Annotated in this window: 14 protein-coding genes; 3 read left to right on the top strand and 11 right to left on the bottom strand. The window is 36.7% G+C overall.

What is annotated here, in order from left to right; all coding sequences use genetic code 11:
* Nucleotides 1-78 precede the first annotated feature (78 nt).
* Nucleotides 79-771, top strand: a complete 693-nt coding sequence (locus tag CPS_RS18255) for a TIGR01621 family pseudouridine synthase (RefSeq protein ID WP_011044816.1) — start codon at nt 79-81, stop codon at nt 769-771.
* A gap of 137 nt (nt 772-908) precedes the next feature.
* On the opposite strand, the gene CPS_RS18260 is transcribed toward CPS_RS18255, so the two are convergent.
* From CPS_RS18260 to CPS_RS18295, 8 genes are all read right to left on the bottom strand, one after another.
* Nucleotides 909-2255, bottom strand: coding sequence for a sodium-dependent transporter (locus CPS_RS18260; protein ID WP_011044817.1), 1347 nt, complete (start codon nt 2253-2255; stop codon nt 909-911).
* Nucleotides 2256-2706: 451 nt separating this feature from the next.
* A complete protein-coding gene (lysS, locus tag CPS_RS18265; protein ID WP_011044818.1) occupies nt 2707-4281 on the bottom strand; it encodes a lysine--tRNA ligase in 1575 nt (524 codons plus the stop codon).
* A 79-nt stretch (nt 4282-4360) separates the two neighbouring features.
* Nucleotides 4361-5459 (bottom strand): peptide chain release factor 2 gene (gene prfB / locus CPS_RS18270; protein WP_011044819.1). Its coding sequence is split into 2 segments (ribosomal slippage): nt 4361-5383 and nt 5385-5459, totalling 1098 coding nucleotides; the frame shifts between segments, so codons are not numbered across the junction.
* A gap of 660 nt (nt 5460-6119) precedes the next feature.
* Nucleotides 6120-6491 (bottom strand): TIGR01841 family phasin, encoded by a 372-nt coding sequence (gene phaP / locus CPS_RS18275; RefSeq protein WP_011044820.1) that lies wholly within the window; start codon nt 6489-6491, stop codon nt 6120-6122.
* Nucleotides 6492-6724: 233 nt separating this feature from the next.
* Complete coding sequence (locus CPS_RS18280; RefSeq protein WP_011044821.1) at nt 6725-7096, bottom strand: phasin family protein; 372 nt, start codon at nt 7094-7096, stop codon at nt 6725-6727.
* Nucleotides 7097-7279: 183 nt separating this feature from the next.
* Nucleotides 7280-8143 carry a TIGR01841 family phasin gene (gene phaP / locus CPS_RS23010; protein ID WP_011044822.1) on the bottom strand — a complete coding sequence of 288 codons (864 nt, stop codon included), beginning with the start codon at nt 8141-8143 and terminating at the stop codon, nt 7280-7282.
* Nucleotides 8144-8247: 104 nt separating this feature from the next.
* Nucleotides 8248-8679: a polyhydroxyalkanoate synthesis repressor PhaR gene (gene phaR / locus CPS_RS18290; RefSeq protein WP_011044823.1), complete on the bottom strand. Its 432-nt coding sequence runs from the start codon at nt 8677-8679 to the stop codon at nt 8248-8250.
* Nucleotides 8680-8833: 154 nt separating this feature from the next.
* On the bottom strand, nt 8834-10597 hold the full coding sequence (locus CPS_RS18295) for a PHA/PHB synthase family protein (protein ID WP_011044824.1): 1764 nt from the start codon (nt 10595-10597) through the stop codon (nt 8834-8836).
* Nucleotides 10598-11076: 479 nt separating this feature from the next.
* On the opposite strand from CPS_RS18295, the gene CPS_RS18300 reads away from it, so the two are divergent.
* Nucleotides 11077-12294, top strand: coding sequence for a polyhydroxyalkanoate depolymerase (locus tag CPS_RS18300; RefSeq protein ID WP_011044826.1), 1218 nt, complete (start codon nt 11077-11079; stop codon nt 12292-12294).
* A gap of 90 nt (nt 12295-12384) precedes the next feature.
* Here the strand turns inward: CPS_RS18300 and CPS_RS18305 are convergent, their stop codons facing one another.
* Nucleotides 12385-13161 (bottom strand): 3-hydroxybutyrate dehydrogenase, encoded by a 777-nt coding sequence (locus tag CPS_RS18305; protein ID WP_011044827.1) that lies wholly within the window; start codon nt 13159-13161, stop codon nt 12385-12387.
* Between the two features lie 688 nt (nt 13162-13849).
* Between CPS_RS18305 and phbB the strand changes: the two genes are divergently transcribed.
* Nucleotides 13850-14572, top strand: coding sequence for an acetoacetyl-CoA reductase (phbB, locus tag CPS_RS18310; protein WP_011044828.1), 723 nt, complete (start codon nt 13850-13852; stop codon nt 14570-14572).
* 142 nt (nt 14573-14714) lie between these two features.
* Here the strand turns inward: phbB and CPS_RS18315 are convergent, their stop codons facing one another.
* Nucleotides 14715-15431 (bottom strand): ABC transporter permease, encoded by a 717-nt coding sequence (locus CPS_RS18315; protein WP_011044829.1) that lies wholly within the window; start codon nt 15429-15431, stop codon nt 14715-14717.
* A gap of 23 nt (nt 15432-15454) precedes the next feature.
* Nucleotides 15455-17209: a single-stranded-DNA-specific exonuclease RecJ gene (gene recJ / locus CPS_RS18320; RefSeq protein ID WP_011044830.1), complete on the bottom strand. Its 1755-nt coding sequence runs from the start codon at nt 17207-17209 to the stop codon at nt 15455-15457.
* Between the last annotated feature and the right edge of the window lie 36 nt (nt 17210-17245).

Genomic DNA, 17245 nt, shown 5'->3' on the forward strand with positions numbered 1-17245 from the left:
AATAACATCCTGTAAAAAGAGTAAAAATGAATAGTTTGAATTATCATAACAAACATAGAGACTACTCGGTAAATTTAAATGTATAAAACTATTGCAGAACATCATGATTTTATTGTTGTTGATAAAGAAGCAGGTGTAAATTTTCATGACGAAGGTGACATAGGCTCAGGACTGTTTTCTCTGGTGAAAAAACAGTTACAAAGCCAAAATAACAATACTGAATTATACCCAGTACATAGATTAGATAAGATGACCTCAGGTTTAGTTGTTTTTGCCAAAACTTTAGCTTGCGCGCAGATCTTTGGTCAACTATTTAACGATCACGACATAGAAAAGTATTACTTGGCTATTGGTGATAAAAAGCCAATTAAAAAACAAGGTTTAATTAAAGGTGACATGGCGAAAAGCCGACGTGGTATGTTCAAGTTATTACGGTCGATGGAAAATCCTGCTGTTACGCAGTTTTTTTCATTTAGCATACCTAACAAACAGCGCTTATACCTGCTTAAACCACATTCAGGTAAAACCCATCAATTGCGTGTTGCTTTAGCAAGTATTGGTGCCCCTATTGTTGGTGATCCACTTTATTACACAACATCGCAGGCAGACAGAGGTTACTTACATGCTTTTGTCCTAAGATTTAACTATTTAGGGGAAAGCTTCGAGTTTATTTCTCTACCTACTATGGGTGAACTCTATTTAAATACTGAAGTGATTGAGCAATTATCGGCAATAAAAAAACCTTGGCAGTTAAACTGGCCAAGGCTTTAATTCGATTATTAATTACTAATAATTCAGTGTTCTGATTTGTTTACAGTGAATGCAAAAAAACTAAACCTATGGCTGTTGGACACACAAATTAACCGTAAATAACAAAGTACCAAGGCCTTGGCCTTATTAGTAGTTACCTATAATGAATGCCAGAAAACTAAACCAATGGCTGTTGGACAAACAAATTTAGTATACCAAGGCCAAATTTTCCAAAATAGGCTATGTTCTACATGTTCATTGCCTTGTTTAATTTCCGACAAAATATCACTTCTATGCCATATCCAACCAGCAAATACACAACACAACATAGCAATAATTGGCTGGCCATATTGTGTTGATAAAGTAGCAACGAAGTCTAACATCCACTCTAAATTGATAACGATAAGAATACTCAGTACTAGAATACCTAAACCAATAAAGGTTGTTGCTTTTTCACGTGGCGTATCGTGACGCTCCACCACATAAGACACAGGACCTTCAAGCATCGATATACTTGAGGTGAGCGCCGCTATTGACATTAACACGAAGAAACCAAAAGCAACGAAAAGACCAACATCCCCCATACCAGTAAACAGTGCAGGCAATACAGTAAATACCAAATTTGAACCTGATATGAGGCTGCCATCTTCTGCGAATATAGCTACACCTTGTGCTTGAGCAACATACATAGCAGGAATAATTAATAAACCGGCTAAAAAGGCGATAGAAACATCTATTAACGTTACTTGTGCACCAAGCGTTACTAAATTCTCTTTTTTAGCAATATAAGAGCCATAAATGATCATTACACTAGTACCCAATGACAAAGAGAAAAACGCTTGTCCTAAAGCACTTATTAAAAGGTCGGGTTCAAATACACGAGAAATGTCAGGATTTAAATAAGCATTGAAACCTTCTCTTGCCCCATCAAGCGTAAAGACGTAGATAATTAATAAGATCAATAAACCGATTAACATAGGCATTAGGCGTTTTGACCATTTTTCAATACCTTCTTCAACACCCCGACGAATGATAAAAATGGTTAGTCCCATAAAGAGCGCGGTGAAGAGTATATTGCGAATTAATGAGTGATTTATCAGCCAGTCAGCTGCGCCCGTAAAACCACCTAATCTTGCTAAGGGCTCTATGGCATAAGACATCATCCAACCGGCGATGATGCTATAGAAACTTAAAATAAGTGCCGCACAAATAATACCGCCAAAGCCAACAACAAAACCAAAGCGCTTTTGCCAAGTATTACGTGCAATCTTTTGCATACTGCTAACGGCGTTTGCCTGACCATATCGACCAATTAACAGCTCTGCCATAAAAGCGGGGTAAGCTAAAGAGAACGCCAATACTAAATAGACGAGCACAAAAGCAGCACCACCGTTGCTCGCTGTTTGGGTTGGAAAACCCCAAATATTACCTAAGCCTACAGCGGAGCCTGCCGCCGCCATAATAAAACCGAAACGCGAACTAAAGCCGCCTCTTGAAACACCCATTCATTTCCCCAAATTTCTTACGAACACTATTTGCTAACTATTTACCTTTGAGTAACGCTCTATACCCGCTCCACTTGAAGGTGCTCGTTTCAGGAAGTCTGAGCGATTCATAATTAAGACACATTTTTTTATTAAGGGTTATTACCTTAAAAAGAAATGTAACGCAGAGTATGATTTGCCTAAAGGCGTTTCTAATTCCAGCTGAATCATGCATCTTCAAGTGGAACGGGTATATATAATTTCCTCAAGGTTGTTTTTATTTTTATAATTGCTGTGTTTTTATAATGACGAACTTCTATAAAAACACTAATCTACGCAATTACGATAAAGAAAAATAGAGTTATACATTAAAAAAAAAAAAAGCCCTGTGTATAGCTCTTTTTACAGACTTTACACAGGGCTAATATTTTTAACGCTCAAGCTTTACTAACAAAACAGAGCGTTATGATCCTTATTCCGCTTCTGGGCGCATATGTGGGAATAAAATTACATCTTTGATAGTTGGCGAATCAGTAAATAACATCACCAAACGGTCAATACCAATACCTTCACCTGCTGTTGGTGGTAAACCATACTCTAAGGCGTTGATATAGTCGGCATCATAATGCATAGCTTCATCATCGCCAGCATCTTTTTCTGCTACTTGTTTTTGGAAACGTTCAGCTTGATCTTCTGCATCGTTCAGCTCAGAGAAACCATTAGCTAGTTCACGACCACCAACAAAGAATTCAAATCTATCGGTTATGAATGAGTTTTCATCGTTACGACGCGCCAGTGGTGAAACTTCCCAAGGGTATTCCGTGATAAAGGTAGGTTGATCTAATAAATGTTCTGCAACTTCTTCAAATATTTCACAAATGTATTTACCTGGGCCCCAAACTTTAGAAGCACTGTTTTCTTTAACACCAACAGCTTTAGCCATGGCTTTGATTGCATCAAAATTATTTTCAGGGTCACGTAAAGCCGCTTCATCAAGTTGCTCAGCGCCACGATGATCTTTGCCGTATTGTAAAATAGCATCAACCATAGATAAGCGTACAAACGGCTTACCTAGGTCGTAGAATTTCTCTTCTACTACTTCACCTTCAGAATTTTTAACGGTATTACGAATAGTGGTAGTACCTAATACATCTTGTGCAATAGTACGTAACATTTCTTCTGTAGTGTTCATCAGGTCATGGTAATCAGCGTAAGCTTGATAGAATTCAATCATGGTGAATTCTGGATTATGACGCGTTGAAATACCTTCGTTACGGAAACTACGGTTAATTTCAAACACACGGTCAAAACCACCAACGACTAAACGCTTTAAGTTAAGCTCTGGTGCTATACGTAGGTACATATCAAGATCAAAAGTATTATGATGCGTCATAAAAGGTTTAGCCGTTGCGCCGCCCGGTATGATTTGCAACATCGGCGTTTCAACTTCCATAAAGTCACGCTGCGTTAAGAAGTTACGTATGCCCGCAACAATTTTTGAACGCATTTTAAAGGTATTACGGGTATCTTCATTAATAATTAAATCAATATAACGCTGACGATACTTAGTTTCTTGATCGGATAAACCATGAAACTTTTCAGGTAATGGACGAAGTGACTTAGTTAATAATGAGTAATGATCCATGTTCACGTAAAGATCACCTTTACCTGATTTATGTAAAATACCTTTAATACCAACAATATCACCAATATCTAATGAACCCCATTTAGCACGTATCTCTTTTTGCACTGTTTTTTCAGCATAACCTTGAATACGACCAGACGAGTCTTGTATCACTAAAAATGGTCCACGCTTCGCCATAACACGACCGGCAATAGCATAAGTTACTTGTAGCTCTTCAAGTTCTTCTTTGGTTTTTTCACCATGTTCAGCTTGAATATCAGCGGCTAAATGTTCACGATTAAAATCGTTAGGAAAACCATTAGCTGAACAATTAGAGCGAATTTTTTCAAGTTTTACACGACGCTCAGCAATCAGTTTATTTTCATCTTGTGCTACGGGTGTATTATTGGCTTTATCTGTCATGTTAATTTCTCGTGGTTATCTTTAATTTTTCAATTGGTTTTATTTGGCTTTGCTTATGTTTTATCTTGTTAAACGTAAGCTACAAACCAGACTTTAAACTGGCTTCTAGAAACTTATCTAAATCACCATCTAATACAGCTTGGGTATTACGATTCTCAACACCCGTGCGTAAATCTTTAATACGGCTATCATCTAATACGTACGAGCGAATTTGACTGCCCCAACCTATATCTGATTTGCCATCTTCTAATACTTGTTTATCTGAGTTTTGCTTTTGCATTTCCATTTCATACAATTTAGCTTTCAGTAGCTTCATCGCCGTCGCTCTATTTTTATGCTGAGAACGATCTGCCTGACAAGCAACCACGGCCCCTGTAGGCTCATGGGTAATACGAATAGCTGAATCAGTTTTATTTACATGTTGTCCGCCAGCGCCAGAAGCACGAAAAGTATCAATACGTAAATCTGCAGGGTTGATATCAATTTCAATATTGTCATCAATTTCAGGGTAAATAAACGCTGAAGCAAATGAGGTATGACGACGACCTGAAGAGTCAAATGGTGATTTTCGCACTAAACGATGTACACCCGTTTCAGTACGTAACCAACCATAAGCGTATTCACCGGTATACTTAATGGTGCAACCTTTTATTCCGGCAACATCCCCATCGGTCACTTCAATCACTTCAGTTTTATAGCCGTGTGCTTCGCCCCAACGTAAATACATGCGCATCAGCATTTCTGCCCAATCTTGCGCTTCTGTACCGCCTGAGCCTGACTGAATATCCAAATAGCTATTATTAGCATCTTGTTCGCCAGAAAACATTCGGCGAAATTCTAGTTTTTCTAACACCTTATCTAAAGCATCAGCTTCAACTTCAGCATCATCAAAAGTTTCTTGGTCTGATTCTTCTACAGCCAGTTCAACTAAACCTTCAATATCTTCACAACCCGTTTCGAGTTCAACAATGGTATTAACCACTTCTTCTAAAGAACTTCGCTCTTTACCAAGGGCTTGAGCACGTTCTGGCTCATTCCAAACATCAGGGAGCTCTAGTTCGCGAGAAACTTCAACTAAACGTTCCGCTTTAACATCGTAGTCAAAGGTACCCCCGAAGCAAATTAGCGCGCTCACGGATTTCTTTTAATTTACTTAATATAGGGTTTGTTTCGAACATAAGCCTTCAAAAATAAGTTTTCAAATATATCTTTTACAACGATTTCACTCGTTAAGATAATTAAAAAATAGTCGCGCATTGTAGCGTAAAAAGACGAGCAAATAAACGGCTAACACTGGACCCTTTCGCTATAAAATTCATAATCTTTAATAAAATCAGAAATAATCTCAATTACACTAACTAAGTGAGCATTTTTGAGTGATTTAAATACATCCCTAAGTCATCCGAAAACTCGCAGTTTGAGGTATCATAGAGAGACAATAAAGACTTTACTTTCAATGTAATATACTTGTATTGGTACTTCAGAAAACTAGGATCTGTTGTTCTTTCAGTTTGTAACGCTGTTGCACTTGAAAAAGATAGCAATCGAGGCGCTTCATTTAATCTTTGGTTGTTCCAAATGCGAATGAAGCAACAAAGAGTGACGTTTTTTCAAGGCAACCCGAAGGGCTATGTCTAATTTTCAACCTAACATCGTTGGAAATCATTAAAGTAGAGTGACTACATAGCACTCTTTTCGCCTTGTTAACTTAAAAATTAGCCTATAGCAGAGACTAAAATGAAAGATAAACAGACCCTAAACAATAAAAAAGGCCAGTATGTGATCATACTGGCCTTTAAATACGATAATTAAATCGCTAATTTTTTAGTGATAAAAATTTATTTATCAAATTTAACTGAGTCTTTAACTAGAGAAGTAACTTCTTCTGAAGTTTTTGAAACAACATCAAAAGCTTCTTTAGCTGAATTTGAAACTTTAGCTTGAAGCGCTTCGTTAAATGATTTTTGAGATTCAACAGCGGCTGTAAAATCTGTTTGTGATGATAATGCTTTAGTTTGAGCAGCACTGTCATTAAGAATAGAAGTAATTAAAGCTGTTTGCTGGCTGATTAATTGCTCAACAGTTTTAGTATTTAATTCTACCAAACTATTCAATGGTTTCATTGCAGTTTCAACTTGCGCTGTATTGCTGAAAGATTTCATTGCAGTAGTAAATTGATTTGTTAATTGTTCAGTTAATTGAGTAAACATAATTAAGATTCCTATTTTATTTCGTATTATACTGCGGTGCAGCAATCAGATTTAAAGTGAGTATACCTAGCAATATTGTATTGGTCAATAATTATTTGCTGCGCCGCAACAAAATAATAATATATCCTCAATACCCTCTACGATTTACCAATAATCAGCAATAAAAAAGCCAGTATCGAGATACTGGCTTTTTCAATCATAAGCACAAAAATGGCTTATTTTTTGATGATAAACTATTTAGCAATGGTCGTTACTTCAGCCATAGAGTCTTTAACTAGATTAGTTACTTCTTCAGAAGTTCTAGTTACAACATCATAAGCTTCTTTAGCTGAAGCTGAAACTTTTGCTTGAAGCTCTTCAGTGAAAACTTTTTGTGATTCAATTGCTGTTGCTAAATCTGTTTGCGCTGATAACGTTTTAGTTTGAGCTACGCTATCGTTCATGATTGTAGTAATTAATGCAGCTTGTTGATTGATTAATTGTTCAACCGTTTTAGTATTAATTTCTACAAGACTGTTAAATGGCTTCATAGCTGCCGAAAACTGGTCTTCATTGTTGAATGACTTCATTGCAGTAGTAAATTGTTCCGTTAATTGTGTAAACATAATAAAGCTTCCTTTTTAAGTATGCTGCATCGCAGCAGATTGATTAAAACTAGTATAATAGGTCAAAAGATGGTCGTCAACATTTTTTTTGCTGCACCGCATCAAACCACAAAAATAAAACGCAAATAATTGATATTGAAGAATAAAATTTAAAAATAAATATTTATTACTCATTTAAATTGATTACTTTTTTGGTGCTGTCTTAACTTCAGTCTTTGGCGCTGCTTTAACTTCAGTCTTTGGCGCTGCTTTAACTTCAGTCTTTGGCGCTGCTTTAACTTCAGTCTTTGGCGCTGCTTTAACTTCAGTCTTTGGCGCTGCTTTAACTTCAGCTTTTGGCGCTGCTTTAACTTCAGCTTTTGGCGCTGCTTTAACTTCAGCTTTTGGCGCTGCTTTAACTGCTGATTTTGGCGCAACTTTAACGGCTGCTTTTGGCGCGACTTTAACGGCTGCTTTTGGCGCGACTTTAACGGCTGCTTTTGGCGCGGCTTTAACGGCTGCTTTTGGCGTGGCTTTAACGGCTGCTTTTGGCGTGGCTTTAACGGCTGCTTTTGGCGTGGCTTTAACGGCTGCTTTTGGCGTGGCTTTAACGGCTGCTTTTGGCGCGGCTTTAACGGCTGCTTTTGGCGCGGCTTTAACTACTGCTTTTGGCGCGGACTGCGACTTTTCTTTAATAAGTACTTTTGGAACAAGCGGTTGATTGTCAACTGAAGTCTGACTTACGTTAGCTGACAATACTGAAAAAGAGTCACTGAGAATAATTTCTGCATCTTTTTTCGCCTTGGTAAGCGTTTCAGATGTTTGTTTAATCGCTTCAGTCAATTGGCTCTGAACATCGGCATTAAATTTAGATTGTTCTGCAACAAATTCAGTTATGTCTGTCGTTACAGGTATATTTTGGCTAAATGAAATACTGTCGTCGACCAAACTTGCAATAAGCAATCCTTGCTGATGTGCAACAGTACTCGCTGTTGATATATTTAATTCGACCAATTTTTCAATTGGTTTTAATGAGGTCTGAAATAACTCTGTAAATTGATTAAACATGCACTTCTCCTATAATTTTGCTGCTAAGCAGCATTACTTGATGAGAATTTAATCAATTTTTTAGTTTGGAGTCAATCATTATTTTGTTGCGGTGCAACAAAATTTTATTTTTTATCTGTTGGCTTCTGAAATTTAGTCCACATATTCATATTTTGTTCAACAATACTGCTGAATAAACCAAAAGGTGAATTTTTATTAATATCACTACTCAGTTTTAAAATATCATCTTGATGTTCAATAAAAGCAGAAAGACTTTGCTCAAGAAATTGTTGTAAATAGTCTTGGTTATCATTACCATAAAAACATATCAACCGTTTCAATAAGGTATTGGTTAATAACGATTGTTTCTCACTAGTTTCTTCTTCACTTATAATTTGAATTAAAATACTACGCGTTTTATCTTCATTTGTTTTCGAATCAACTATTTTAAATTCTTCATTGGCAATAACTAATTCTCGAATATAATCCAAGTTTACATAATGACTCTTTGTAGTGTCATAAAGACGGCGGTTTGGATATCTTTTAATTGTGATCAACGTCAACCTCGGTTGGTTATTAATTTTACTTACGCTAGGGTAGAGGAAGTAGTCTTAACTGCTAGTATAACAGAGATACTATCTATAAAAAAAGCGACCTTATTGGTCGCCTTTCATATTAACTACTCTGTAGTAGGGATTATCGTTACAAATGCTAAATACGCTTTCTAACGTAGCTGCCAGGAGCAGCTTCAATACTTGGGTATTTTTTAGAGCCTTGTTTACGTGCTGTTACTTGCTTACCTGATTGAGGTTCAACCCAGTTTTCCCAATCTGTCCACCAAGAACCTTCTTTTTTGGTTGAACTTTCAAACCATTGTTCCGCGGTATCAGAAAGCTCTTCATTAACCCAATGTGGATATTTACCGTGATCTACAGAGTTAATAACACCGGCTAAATGGCCAGAGCCAGCTAAAACAAACCTTGTAGGTCCAGAAAGAGCTTTGGCTCCTTTGTATGATGCCTGCCATAAAACAATATGATCCGCGATTGTAGCTAAGAAATAACTCGGCGTATCAATTTTACTTAGTTCAATAGGAACACCTTCAACTTCAACAGCACCATCTTTTATCAAGTTGTTTTCTTGATAAGTATTGGTCATATAAAAATCAAAAGTTTCCGCCGGCAAGTTTGAAGAGTCACTGTTCCAGTATAAAATATCGAACGGAGCAGGATCTTTACCTTTTAAATAATTATTAACAAAATACGACCAAAAAAGACTATTTTCACGTAGCATGCTAAACGCCAAACCAAGCACTCGACCATCTAATAACCCTTTTTCTTTAATATCCTTTTTCAAGAACGGTAACATTTTCTCAGAAAGATAAACGCCTATTTCACCCGGCTCTTCAAAATCTAATAATGTTGTTAAAAAGGTCAATGAGTTTATTCGAGTATCACCTTTTGCCAATAAGTATGATTGGGTTGTTGCTAATAATGTTCCGCCAATACAATAACCAACGACATTCACTTTCTTTGATTTAGTTAATTCTTCAATAACATCAAGTGATGCGATTGGTCCTTCTTTCATATAGTCATTAAAGCCTTTATGAGAAAGTGTCTTGTCTGGATTGATCCATGAAATTACAAAGACTGTATGGCCCTGACCTACAGCCCATTTGATCAGTGACTTTTGCTCATCCATGTCCAAGACATAATACTTATTAATAAAAGGAGGGATAAACAATAAAGGGACTTCATTGACTTTTTTAGTACTGGCTTTGTACTGTATAAGTTGGATTAAGTCATTTTGGTAAATTACATCACCTGGCGTGTATGCTAAGTCTTCGCCTAAAGTGAACGCATCCACGTCAGTTTGGTTAATTTTAAGGGCATCCGCAGGACTTTGTTGTAAGTCTTGCATAAAGTTTTGTAGCCCCTTGATGAGGTTCTCGCCTTTAGATTCTAATATGTCTCGGCAAACTTCAGGATTCGTTAATGCATTATTGGTTGGAGAAACAGAACTGATATATTGTCGAGTATAGAACTTTACTTGCTCTTCAGCTTTGGGATCATCGAAATGCAAACTATTAACCGTATCTTGCATCATGTTAGAACTTAAAAGGTAAGACTGTTTTAAATAGTTATAAACAGGATTTTCAGACCATTCACTGTCTTTAAACCTTTTATCATTACGTTCCTCTGACACCACTGACTCAACTTTTGAACCCAATAATGCTTTAGTCGCATTTTGCCAAAGCTCGGCTTGTTGAGTCATAAAAGACATTTGTTTACTAAATAACTCAGCAGTATCAACTTGTACCCCTTTTGATAAAAGTTCAGTTAATTTCTCTGAATCCATCATTGAATTTAAATTTTCTTTATCAGAACCACTTAAAACCTGTTTAACCATGGTGTTAAATATCTCTGAGTATTGCTCTAAAAAATCAGCTACTTCTTTCTGCTCATTCGATTCCATAATATATCCTTGTAAATGGTCTGGTTATAATTTATTTGCCTTTAAAGCAGCCCAAAGTTAAAAATTTTAAATGTTTTTCATAAATTATTAATAAACAATTTACAAACAATAATAATAAGATACAAACTTATTTGATAATTATCTATTTTAACGGCCTTCATCAACCCTAACGATAAACATAGCGTGCGTGTCTAGTGTATGGAGAATACTTAGGATACCTTTATTTTTGACGCGGTGCAGCAAGAAATTATTGACCAAGGTGATTTTGCTAGGTACACTCGCTCCAAACATGAATGCTGCGCTGCAATATAAAAATAACGATTGGAACCTTAATTTACTCTAAATAATGAAAGAGGAACCTTAATTAACGCTAACGGAAACTAATCAATCAGTAATATTAGGGTATTGGCTTTTTTTAAAATTTTAAGAGCAATACGAAAGATAATACTCGTTGAAAATTTATTTGAAGGATAAAACACATGATGTATCAAACTTACGACCTCTATAGTCGCTCCGCCGAAATGATGAATGGTTTTATCTCAGTGAATCAACAATTACTGACTCATCCGTTTAACCCGTTTTCAAACACCCTACTGGGAAAAAGTATCAATGCAGCACTTGATAGTGCCTACCATCATACTAAAGTTTACGATAAACAACCTTTTGACATTAAAACAACAATAATTGATGGTGAAACGGTTAACATTGACGAACAAGTTATTTTAGCAAAACCTTTTTGTAATTTAATCCACTTCAAACAAGATACTAAAGTTCAACAACCTAAACTATTTTTGGTTGCTCCACTTTCAGGTCATCATGCAACGTTATTAAAAGCAACAATAGAGCGTTTAATTTTAGATCATGACGTTTACATAACTGATTGGCTAGATGCTAAAAACGTTCCTTTATCTGAAGGCAACTTTGATTTTGATGATTATGTAACTTACCTTATCGAGTTTATGAAGGAAATTGGCGAAGATACCCATGTATTAGCGGTTTGCCAACCTGCAGTTCAAGCACTAATAGCAACCGCTGTATTGGCTAAAGATAAAGATGCCGCTACACCTAAATCTCTAACAATAATTGCAGGCCCGATTGATACCAGTATCAATCCAAACGAACTCAATAAATATGCCAGTAGTAAAGATTTAAGTTGGTTTGAAAATAACGTCATAATGACGGTGCCTGAGCGTTTTCCTGGTGCAGGAAGAAAAGTATATCCGGGCTTTATTCAATTAACTTCTTTTATGGCGATGAATATTGAAAATCACGTCAAGAAACACACTGATTATTTTGGTCATGTTTTTCATGGCAAAGAAGATAAACAAGAAAGTCACCGTGATTTTTATGATGAATACTTAGCTGTATTAGATCTTAATAGTGAGTTCTATTTAGAAACTCTAGATCGTGTTTTCATTAATCAAGATTTAGCGAATGGTAAAATGACTTACCATGGTGAGCTTGTTGATTTATCAGCAATAACTGATACTGCATTACATACCATTGAAGGGAAAAATGATGATATTTGTTCATTAGGCCAAACTCAAGCAGCACAGGCTTTATGTTCTGGTATTCCAGAGCAAAACAAATTGGATCAAGTTTTTGATGGTGTAGGCCATTTTGGAACGTTTAGTGGCTCGGCTTTCCGTGAAAGAATAGCACCGAGTATTGCAGAATTTATTCAAAAACATAAATAACTCTCCTCTGAGAGAAGTAAGTTATTAAGTACATATAAAGTAGGTTTTTATCAAACCTACTTTTTTTATTTTATAATTTAGACAATTAAACTATCTTGCTACCCAACCACCGTCTAATACCATGGTTTGTCCTGTCATATTTTTAGCGAGATCACTGGCTAAATAACTTACTGAACCACATATTTCTTCTATATCAATAAACGCTTTTTTCGGCATTGGCGCCAGCATAATATTATTAACAACTTCTTCTTCACTGATACCATGCTCTTTAGCCGTATCTGCAATTTGTTTCTCAACCAGTGGCGTTTTCACATAGGCAGGACAAATAGTATTAATAGTAATATCTTGATCTCCTGTTTCTAACGCAATAACTTTAGAAAAACCGATAATCCCATGTTTAGCTGCAACATAGGCACTTTTGAATGGAGAGGCGACTAAGCCATGCAAAGAGCCAATATTAATAATACGGCCAAAATTATTAGCACGCATTAAAGGTAATACCGCTTTAGTCATCATTGCTGGGCCAACTAATAGTACATTAGTAATCAACTGCCACTTCTCTGCGGGAAACTCTTCTAATTTCGAAACATATTGAATACCTGCATTGTTAACTAATACGTCAATGCGATTATTAAATTCTTCCGCACGAGCAATAACATTATCAATGTCTGCTTGCACAGTAACATCAAGTTTAAACGCTAACGCATCTCCTCCTGACTGGTTAATACTTTGTGCTACATCTTCAGCCACAGATAAATTTATATCACTAATAAGGATTTTATAACCTTGCTTGGCTAAATCTTTTGCTATTCCTAAGCCAATACCACTGACAGAACCCGTTACTAAAGCCGTTTTTTTAAGTGTCATATTTTATTCCATTAGTTTGTTTGTATTCTAAACAGAATATAACGATAGTTTGTTAATGTTAACTAAACACTTCAATTATTTACTTTCTAACTATACCCATGTTACCTCAAGATGCCGGATTCAGCTGGAATTAGAAACGCCTTTAGGCAAGGCATTGATTGAAGAGAATGGTTCTCCCTTCTCGAAATTAATCACGTAGTATAAAGCGTTTCTAAACCAGCCCTTTGGGGAAGTCCGAGCAAATCATGCTATTCGTTGCATCTGTTTTTAAGGGAACAACCTTTAATAAAAAGATGCTCCTTGATCATGAATCGCTCAGGCATCCTGAAACTCGTATCTTGAAGTATCATGGGTATATACGTTTAAGCTGAAATAGCCTCATACAGTCTAGACAAAAGACGAAATAACTTATACCAATAAATTATATACGAGTAAGGCGTTCACTTATCAACCAGTTATCGTGTACAAAAACAACTCACCCTATAATGAGTACCAACTCCCCCTTTTAAGACAAATAAAAGTCGACTTTACAGCCAAATATAAAATTTAATTTTGCACATACTACGACTAAAGTTAATTAGTTGAATGATTCAGCTTGATATATGATAAAAATTGAGCAAACAGCTCAAAAAATATAAAGTTTAGAAACCTCTATGTACAAATATGAAATATAACAAGGAGCACAGTTATGGGACGCATTGCATTAGTAACAGGTGGAACTCGTGGAATAGGCGAATCAATTAGCATTATGCTGAAAGAGCATGGTTATACTGTCATAGCAAACTACGCTGGCAATGATCAGGCAGCTCAAGAATTTTCAGAACGAACAGGTATCCGAACTTCTAAATTTGATGTCAGTGATTTTGAAAGTGTAACTAAAAGCATTAATGATATAGAGTCTGAAATTGGGTCAATTGATATTCTTGTAAATAATGCAGGAATTACAAGGGATGGCACTATGCATAGGATGGACTTTGAAAAATGGAATGCCGTTATTCAGACCAATTTATCCTCATGTTTCAATACCTCTCGCGCTGTCATTGAAGGAATGAGAGAACGATCATTTGGGCGCATTGTTAATATAGGATCGGTTAATGGACAAGCTGGTCAATACGGTCAAGTAAACTATGCGGCAGCTAAATCTGGTATCCATGGATTTACTAAAGCATTAGCACAAGAAGGCGCAGCAAAAGGCATTACAGTTAATGCTATTGCACCAGGTTATGTTGAAACAGATATGGTTCGCGCGGTACCTGAAGACGTTTTAGCAAAAATTGTTAAAACAATACCGGTAGGACGCTTAGGTCAACCCGAAGATATTGCTCGTTCAGTATTATTTTTAGTGGCCGATGAAGCCGGTTTTGTTACTGGTTCGACCCTATCCATTAATGGTGGTCAGCACATGTACTAACTATAAAAGTATCACCATACTACTTTTATAAAATTAACGTAGATGAGCAATCATCTACGTTTTTTGTTTATACGCCCTTAAACTCTGCAATCTAATCAATAAACTCAGTAATCGGTACCGTGAACGACCTGTATTACCAATTTTAAGAGCTAGCGTTTGGTTTAGCTTTAGCCAAATAAAGAAAATAAGCAGAGGAGATACCCGCAGAGGCAAAAATCATACACATCACCATAATTTGATATCTTGCGGCAATAAAAGGAGAAACCCCCGAGAGAATTTGTCCTGTCATCATGCCTGGCAGAGAAACAATTCCAACCGCTAATAGTGCATTTACGTTGGGGATCATTGATGCTTGAAAGGCAATATTTCGAGCCTGTTTATAGCTCACCTTATTTGCCAATTCAGAGTAAAAACGCTCTCCAGATAAACTAATACTATTCATGCTACTGGCAAATACCATACCTGCAAGAGGTATAAGTGTTTGGGCGTGATACCAAGGAGATAGTTGTAAAACACCTTGGGTGATAATTAATAACGTTAAAACACTACTAATTGAAATAGCGAATACCGCTCTTTGAAACAGCTCACATTTAGGTGCTTCGATGTTATTTAATGCTATCCAGCTAGAAAAGAAGACCATTATAATCAGTAACATTAGTACTAACCAAGCGCTATCTGACTCAAATACATAACTAAGAAAAAAGCCTACTAACAATAATTGCACCAACATTCGCGCTAGAGCATGTATTGTTCTTTTTTGTGGTAACGACCAGCTAAATTGTATAAAGATGACCACCAATACAGGAATAAAAGCTAAAGCTAACTGCGGTAATTCAATTATTGCCAGTGATTTTTCCATCAGTAGTTCTCATTACTTTTCAGCTAAATAGCTGTGATATTTTCAACCATGAATTGCACCGTGCGTTTACCACGAAATTCATTAACATCTAACCGGTAAGCTAAATGTACCTGTTTTACTTGAGCGTTCGGCCAAGTCTTAACATCAACATTAAAAGCAATACCATCAAAGATTTCTCCCTGTTTTTCTACCACTATTTTAAGATGCTTTTCGCCAACAATACGCTGCTGTACCAATTTAAAAGTGTCATCAAATAATGGCTCAGGGAAGTTTTGCCCCCAAGGACCAGCGTCTCGCAATTTTTCGGCAAAATCTAAACTAAGATGTTCAAGCATAAGCTCGCCATCAGATAAAATAATACTCTGCAAATCTTCTTCTTTTAACCATTTACCCGCTAATTCATTAAATAGTTGCTGAAAACGCGCAAAGTTACCGTGTTTTATAGATAAACCTGCCGCCATTGCATGGCCACCAAACTTAAGAATAATATCTGGGTGTTGACTGTCAATATGCTCTAATAAGTCTCGAATATGCAGGCCAGGAATAGAACGCGCCGAGCCTTTAATTTCTCTCTCGGAAACATCAACTGAGTCATCATCTTTGCCATTAGCAAAAACAATACAAGGACGATGAAATTTCTCTTTTAACCTGCCAGCAACAATACCGATAACACCTTGATGCCAGTCTTGTTGATAAAGGGCAATCGCATTAGGTAGATTATCTTCATCAAACTTGAGAGAAGTAAGTACTTGCTCAGCTTCGGCTTGCATACCCTGCTCTATTTCTCTGCGTGTTTTATTGAGATCATCAAGCTCTGCAGCCATCACACGAGCACTAGACAAATCAGTAGCAAGTAAACAGTTAATACCATAAGACATATCATCTAACCGACCTGCAGCATTAATTCTCGGGCCGAGGGCAAAACCAAAATCACTGGCAACGAGCCTTTGCTGATTTTTATTCGCAATTTCAATAAGCGCTTGAATGCCAGGTCTAGTTTTCCCTGCACGAATACGCTTCAAGCCTTGTTCTACTAAAATTCGGTTATTAGCATCCAATGAAACCACATCGGCCACAGTACCTAAAGCAACCAAATCTAATAGTTGAGCAATATTAGGCTCAGCAATACCTTGCTCTGAAAAATAGTTTTGCTCACGGCAATACTTTCTTAAAGCTAGCATTAAGTAAAAAGCTACCCCCACGCCAGCAAGAGCTTTACTCGGAAAGTTACAACCATGCTGATTAGGGTTAACAATGGCGTCGGCAATGGGTAATGAATGTCCTGGCAAGTGATGATCCGTAACAATTACCTGCATACCTAAATCTTTTGCACGTTTAACACCGGCAATACAACTGATGCCATTATCCACCGTTATTAACATTTGCGTATTTTGCTGTGCTGCAATGTCAACAATCTCAGGGGTTAGGCCGTAGCCATATTCAAAACGATTTGGCACAATAAAGTCATGATTGTTACTGTTAAACAGGCTCAATGCAGTCATCATTAAAGCAGTACTAGTCGCACCGTCGGCATCAAAATCTCCAACAATAACAATACGTAATTTATTCACTAGCGCGTCATGTAATAACTGACAAGCTTTGTCCATGCCCATAAGCGCTGTTTCATCGACCATACCTTGTAGATGAGCAACATTAAGTTCAAGCTCTTGTGCAGATTCCATACCACGGCTAGCATAAATTTGTTTTATGATTTCAGGTAGGTTATCAGGCAAATGGTCGGTAGCTACTTTCACTCGGCGAACAATTGTTTTACTCATACTATTCGGTCTCAATTTTGCTGGTGATAATTATAA

The organism is Colwellia psychrerythraea 34H (genome assembly GCF_000012325.1).
Lineage (GTDB): Bacteria > Pseudomonadota > Gammaproteobacteria > Enterobacterales > Alteromonadaceae > Colwellia > Colwellia psychrerythraea_A.

Coding starts and splice junctions, on each gene's coding strand:
- CPS_RS18260 (WP_011044817.1), bottom strand. CDS start 2,255: ATGGGTGTTTCAAGAGGCGGCTTTAGTTCGCGTTTCGGTTTTATTATG.
- recJ (WP_011044830.1), bottom strand. CDS start 17,209: ATGAGTAAAACAATTGTTCGCCGAGTGAAAGTAGCTACCGACCATTTG.
- phbB (WP_011044828.1), top strand. CDS start 13,850: ATGGGACGCATTGCATTAGTAACAGGTGGAACTCGTGGAATAGGCGAA.
- lysS (WP_011044818.1), bottom strand. CDS start 4,281: ATGACAGATAAAGCCAATAATACACCCGTAGCACAAGATGAAAATAAA.
- phaP (WP_011044822.1), bottom strand. CDS start 8,143: ATGTTTAATCAATTTACAGAGTTATTTCAGACCTCATTAAAACCAATT.
- CPS_RS18255 (WP_011044816.1), top strand. CDS start 79: ATGTATAAAACTATTGCAGAACATCATGATTTTATTGTTGTTGATAAA.
- CPS_RS18305 (WP_011044827.1), bottom strand. CDS start 13,161: ATGACACTTAAAAAAACGGCTTTAGTAACGGGTTCTGTCAGTGGTATT.
- CPS_RS18300 (WP_011044826.1), top strand. CDS start 11,077: ATGATGTATCAAACTTACGACCTCTATAGTCGCTCCGCCGAAATGATG.
- phaP (WP_011044820.1), bottom strand. CDS start 6,491: ATGTTTACTCAATTAACTGAACAATTAACAAATCAATTTACTACTGCA.
- CPS_RS18295 (WP_011044824.1), bottom strand. CDS start 10,597: ATGGAATCGAATGAGCAGAAAGAAGTAGCTGATTTTTTAGAGCAATAC.
- CPS_RS18315 (WP_011044829.1), bottom strand. CDS start 15,431: ATGGAAAAATCACTGGCAATAATTGAATTACCGCAGTTAGCTTTAGCT.
- CPS_RS18280 (WP_011044821.1), bottom strand. CDS start 7,096: ATGTTTACACAATTAACGGAACAATTTACTACTGCAATGAAGTCATTC.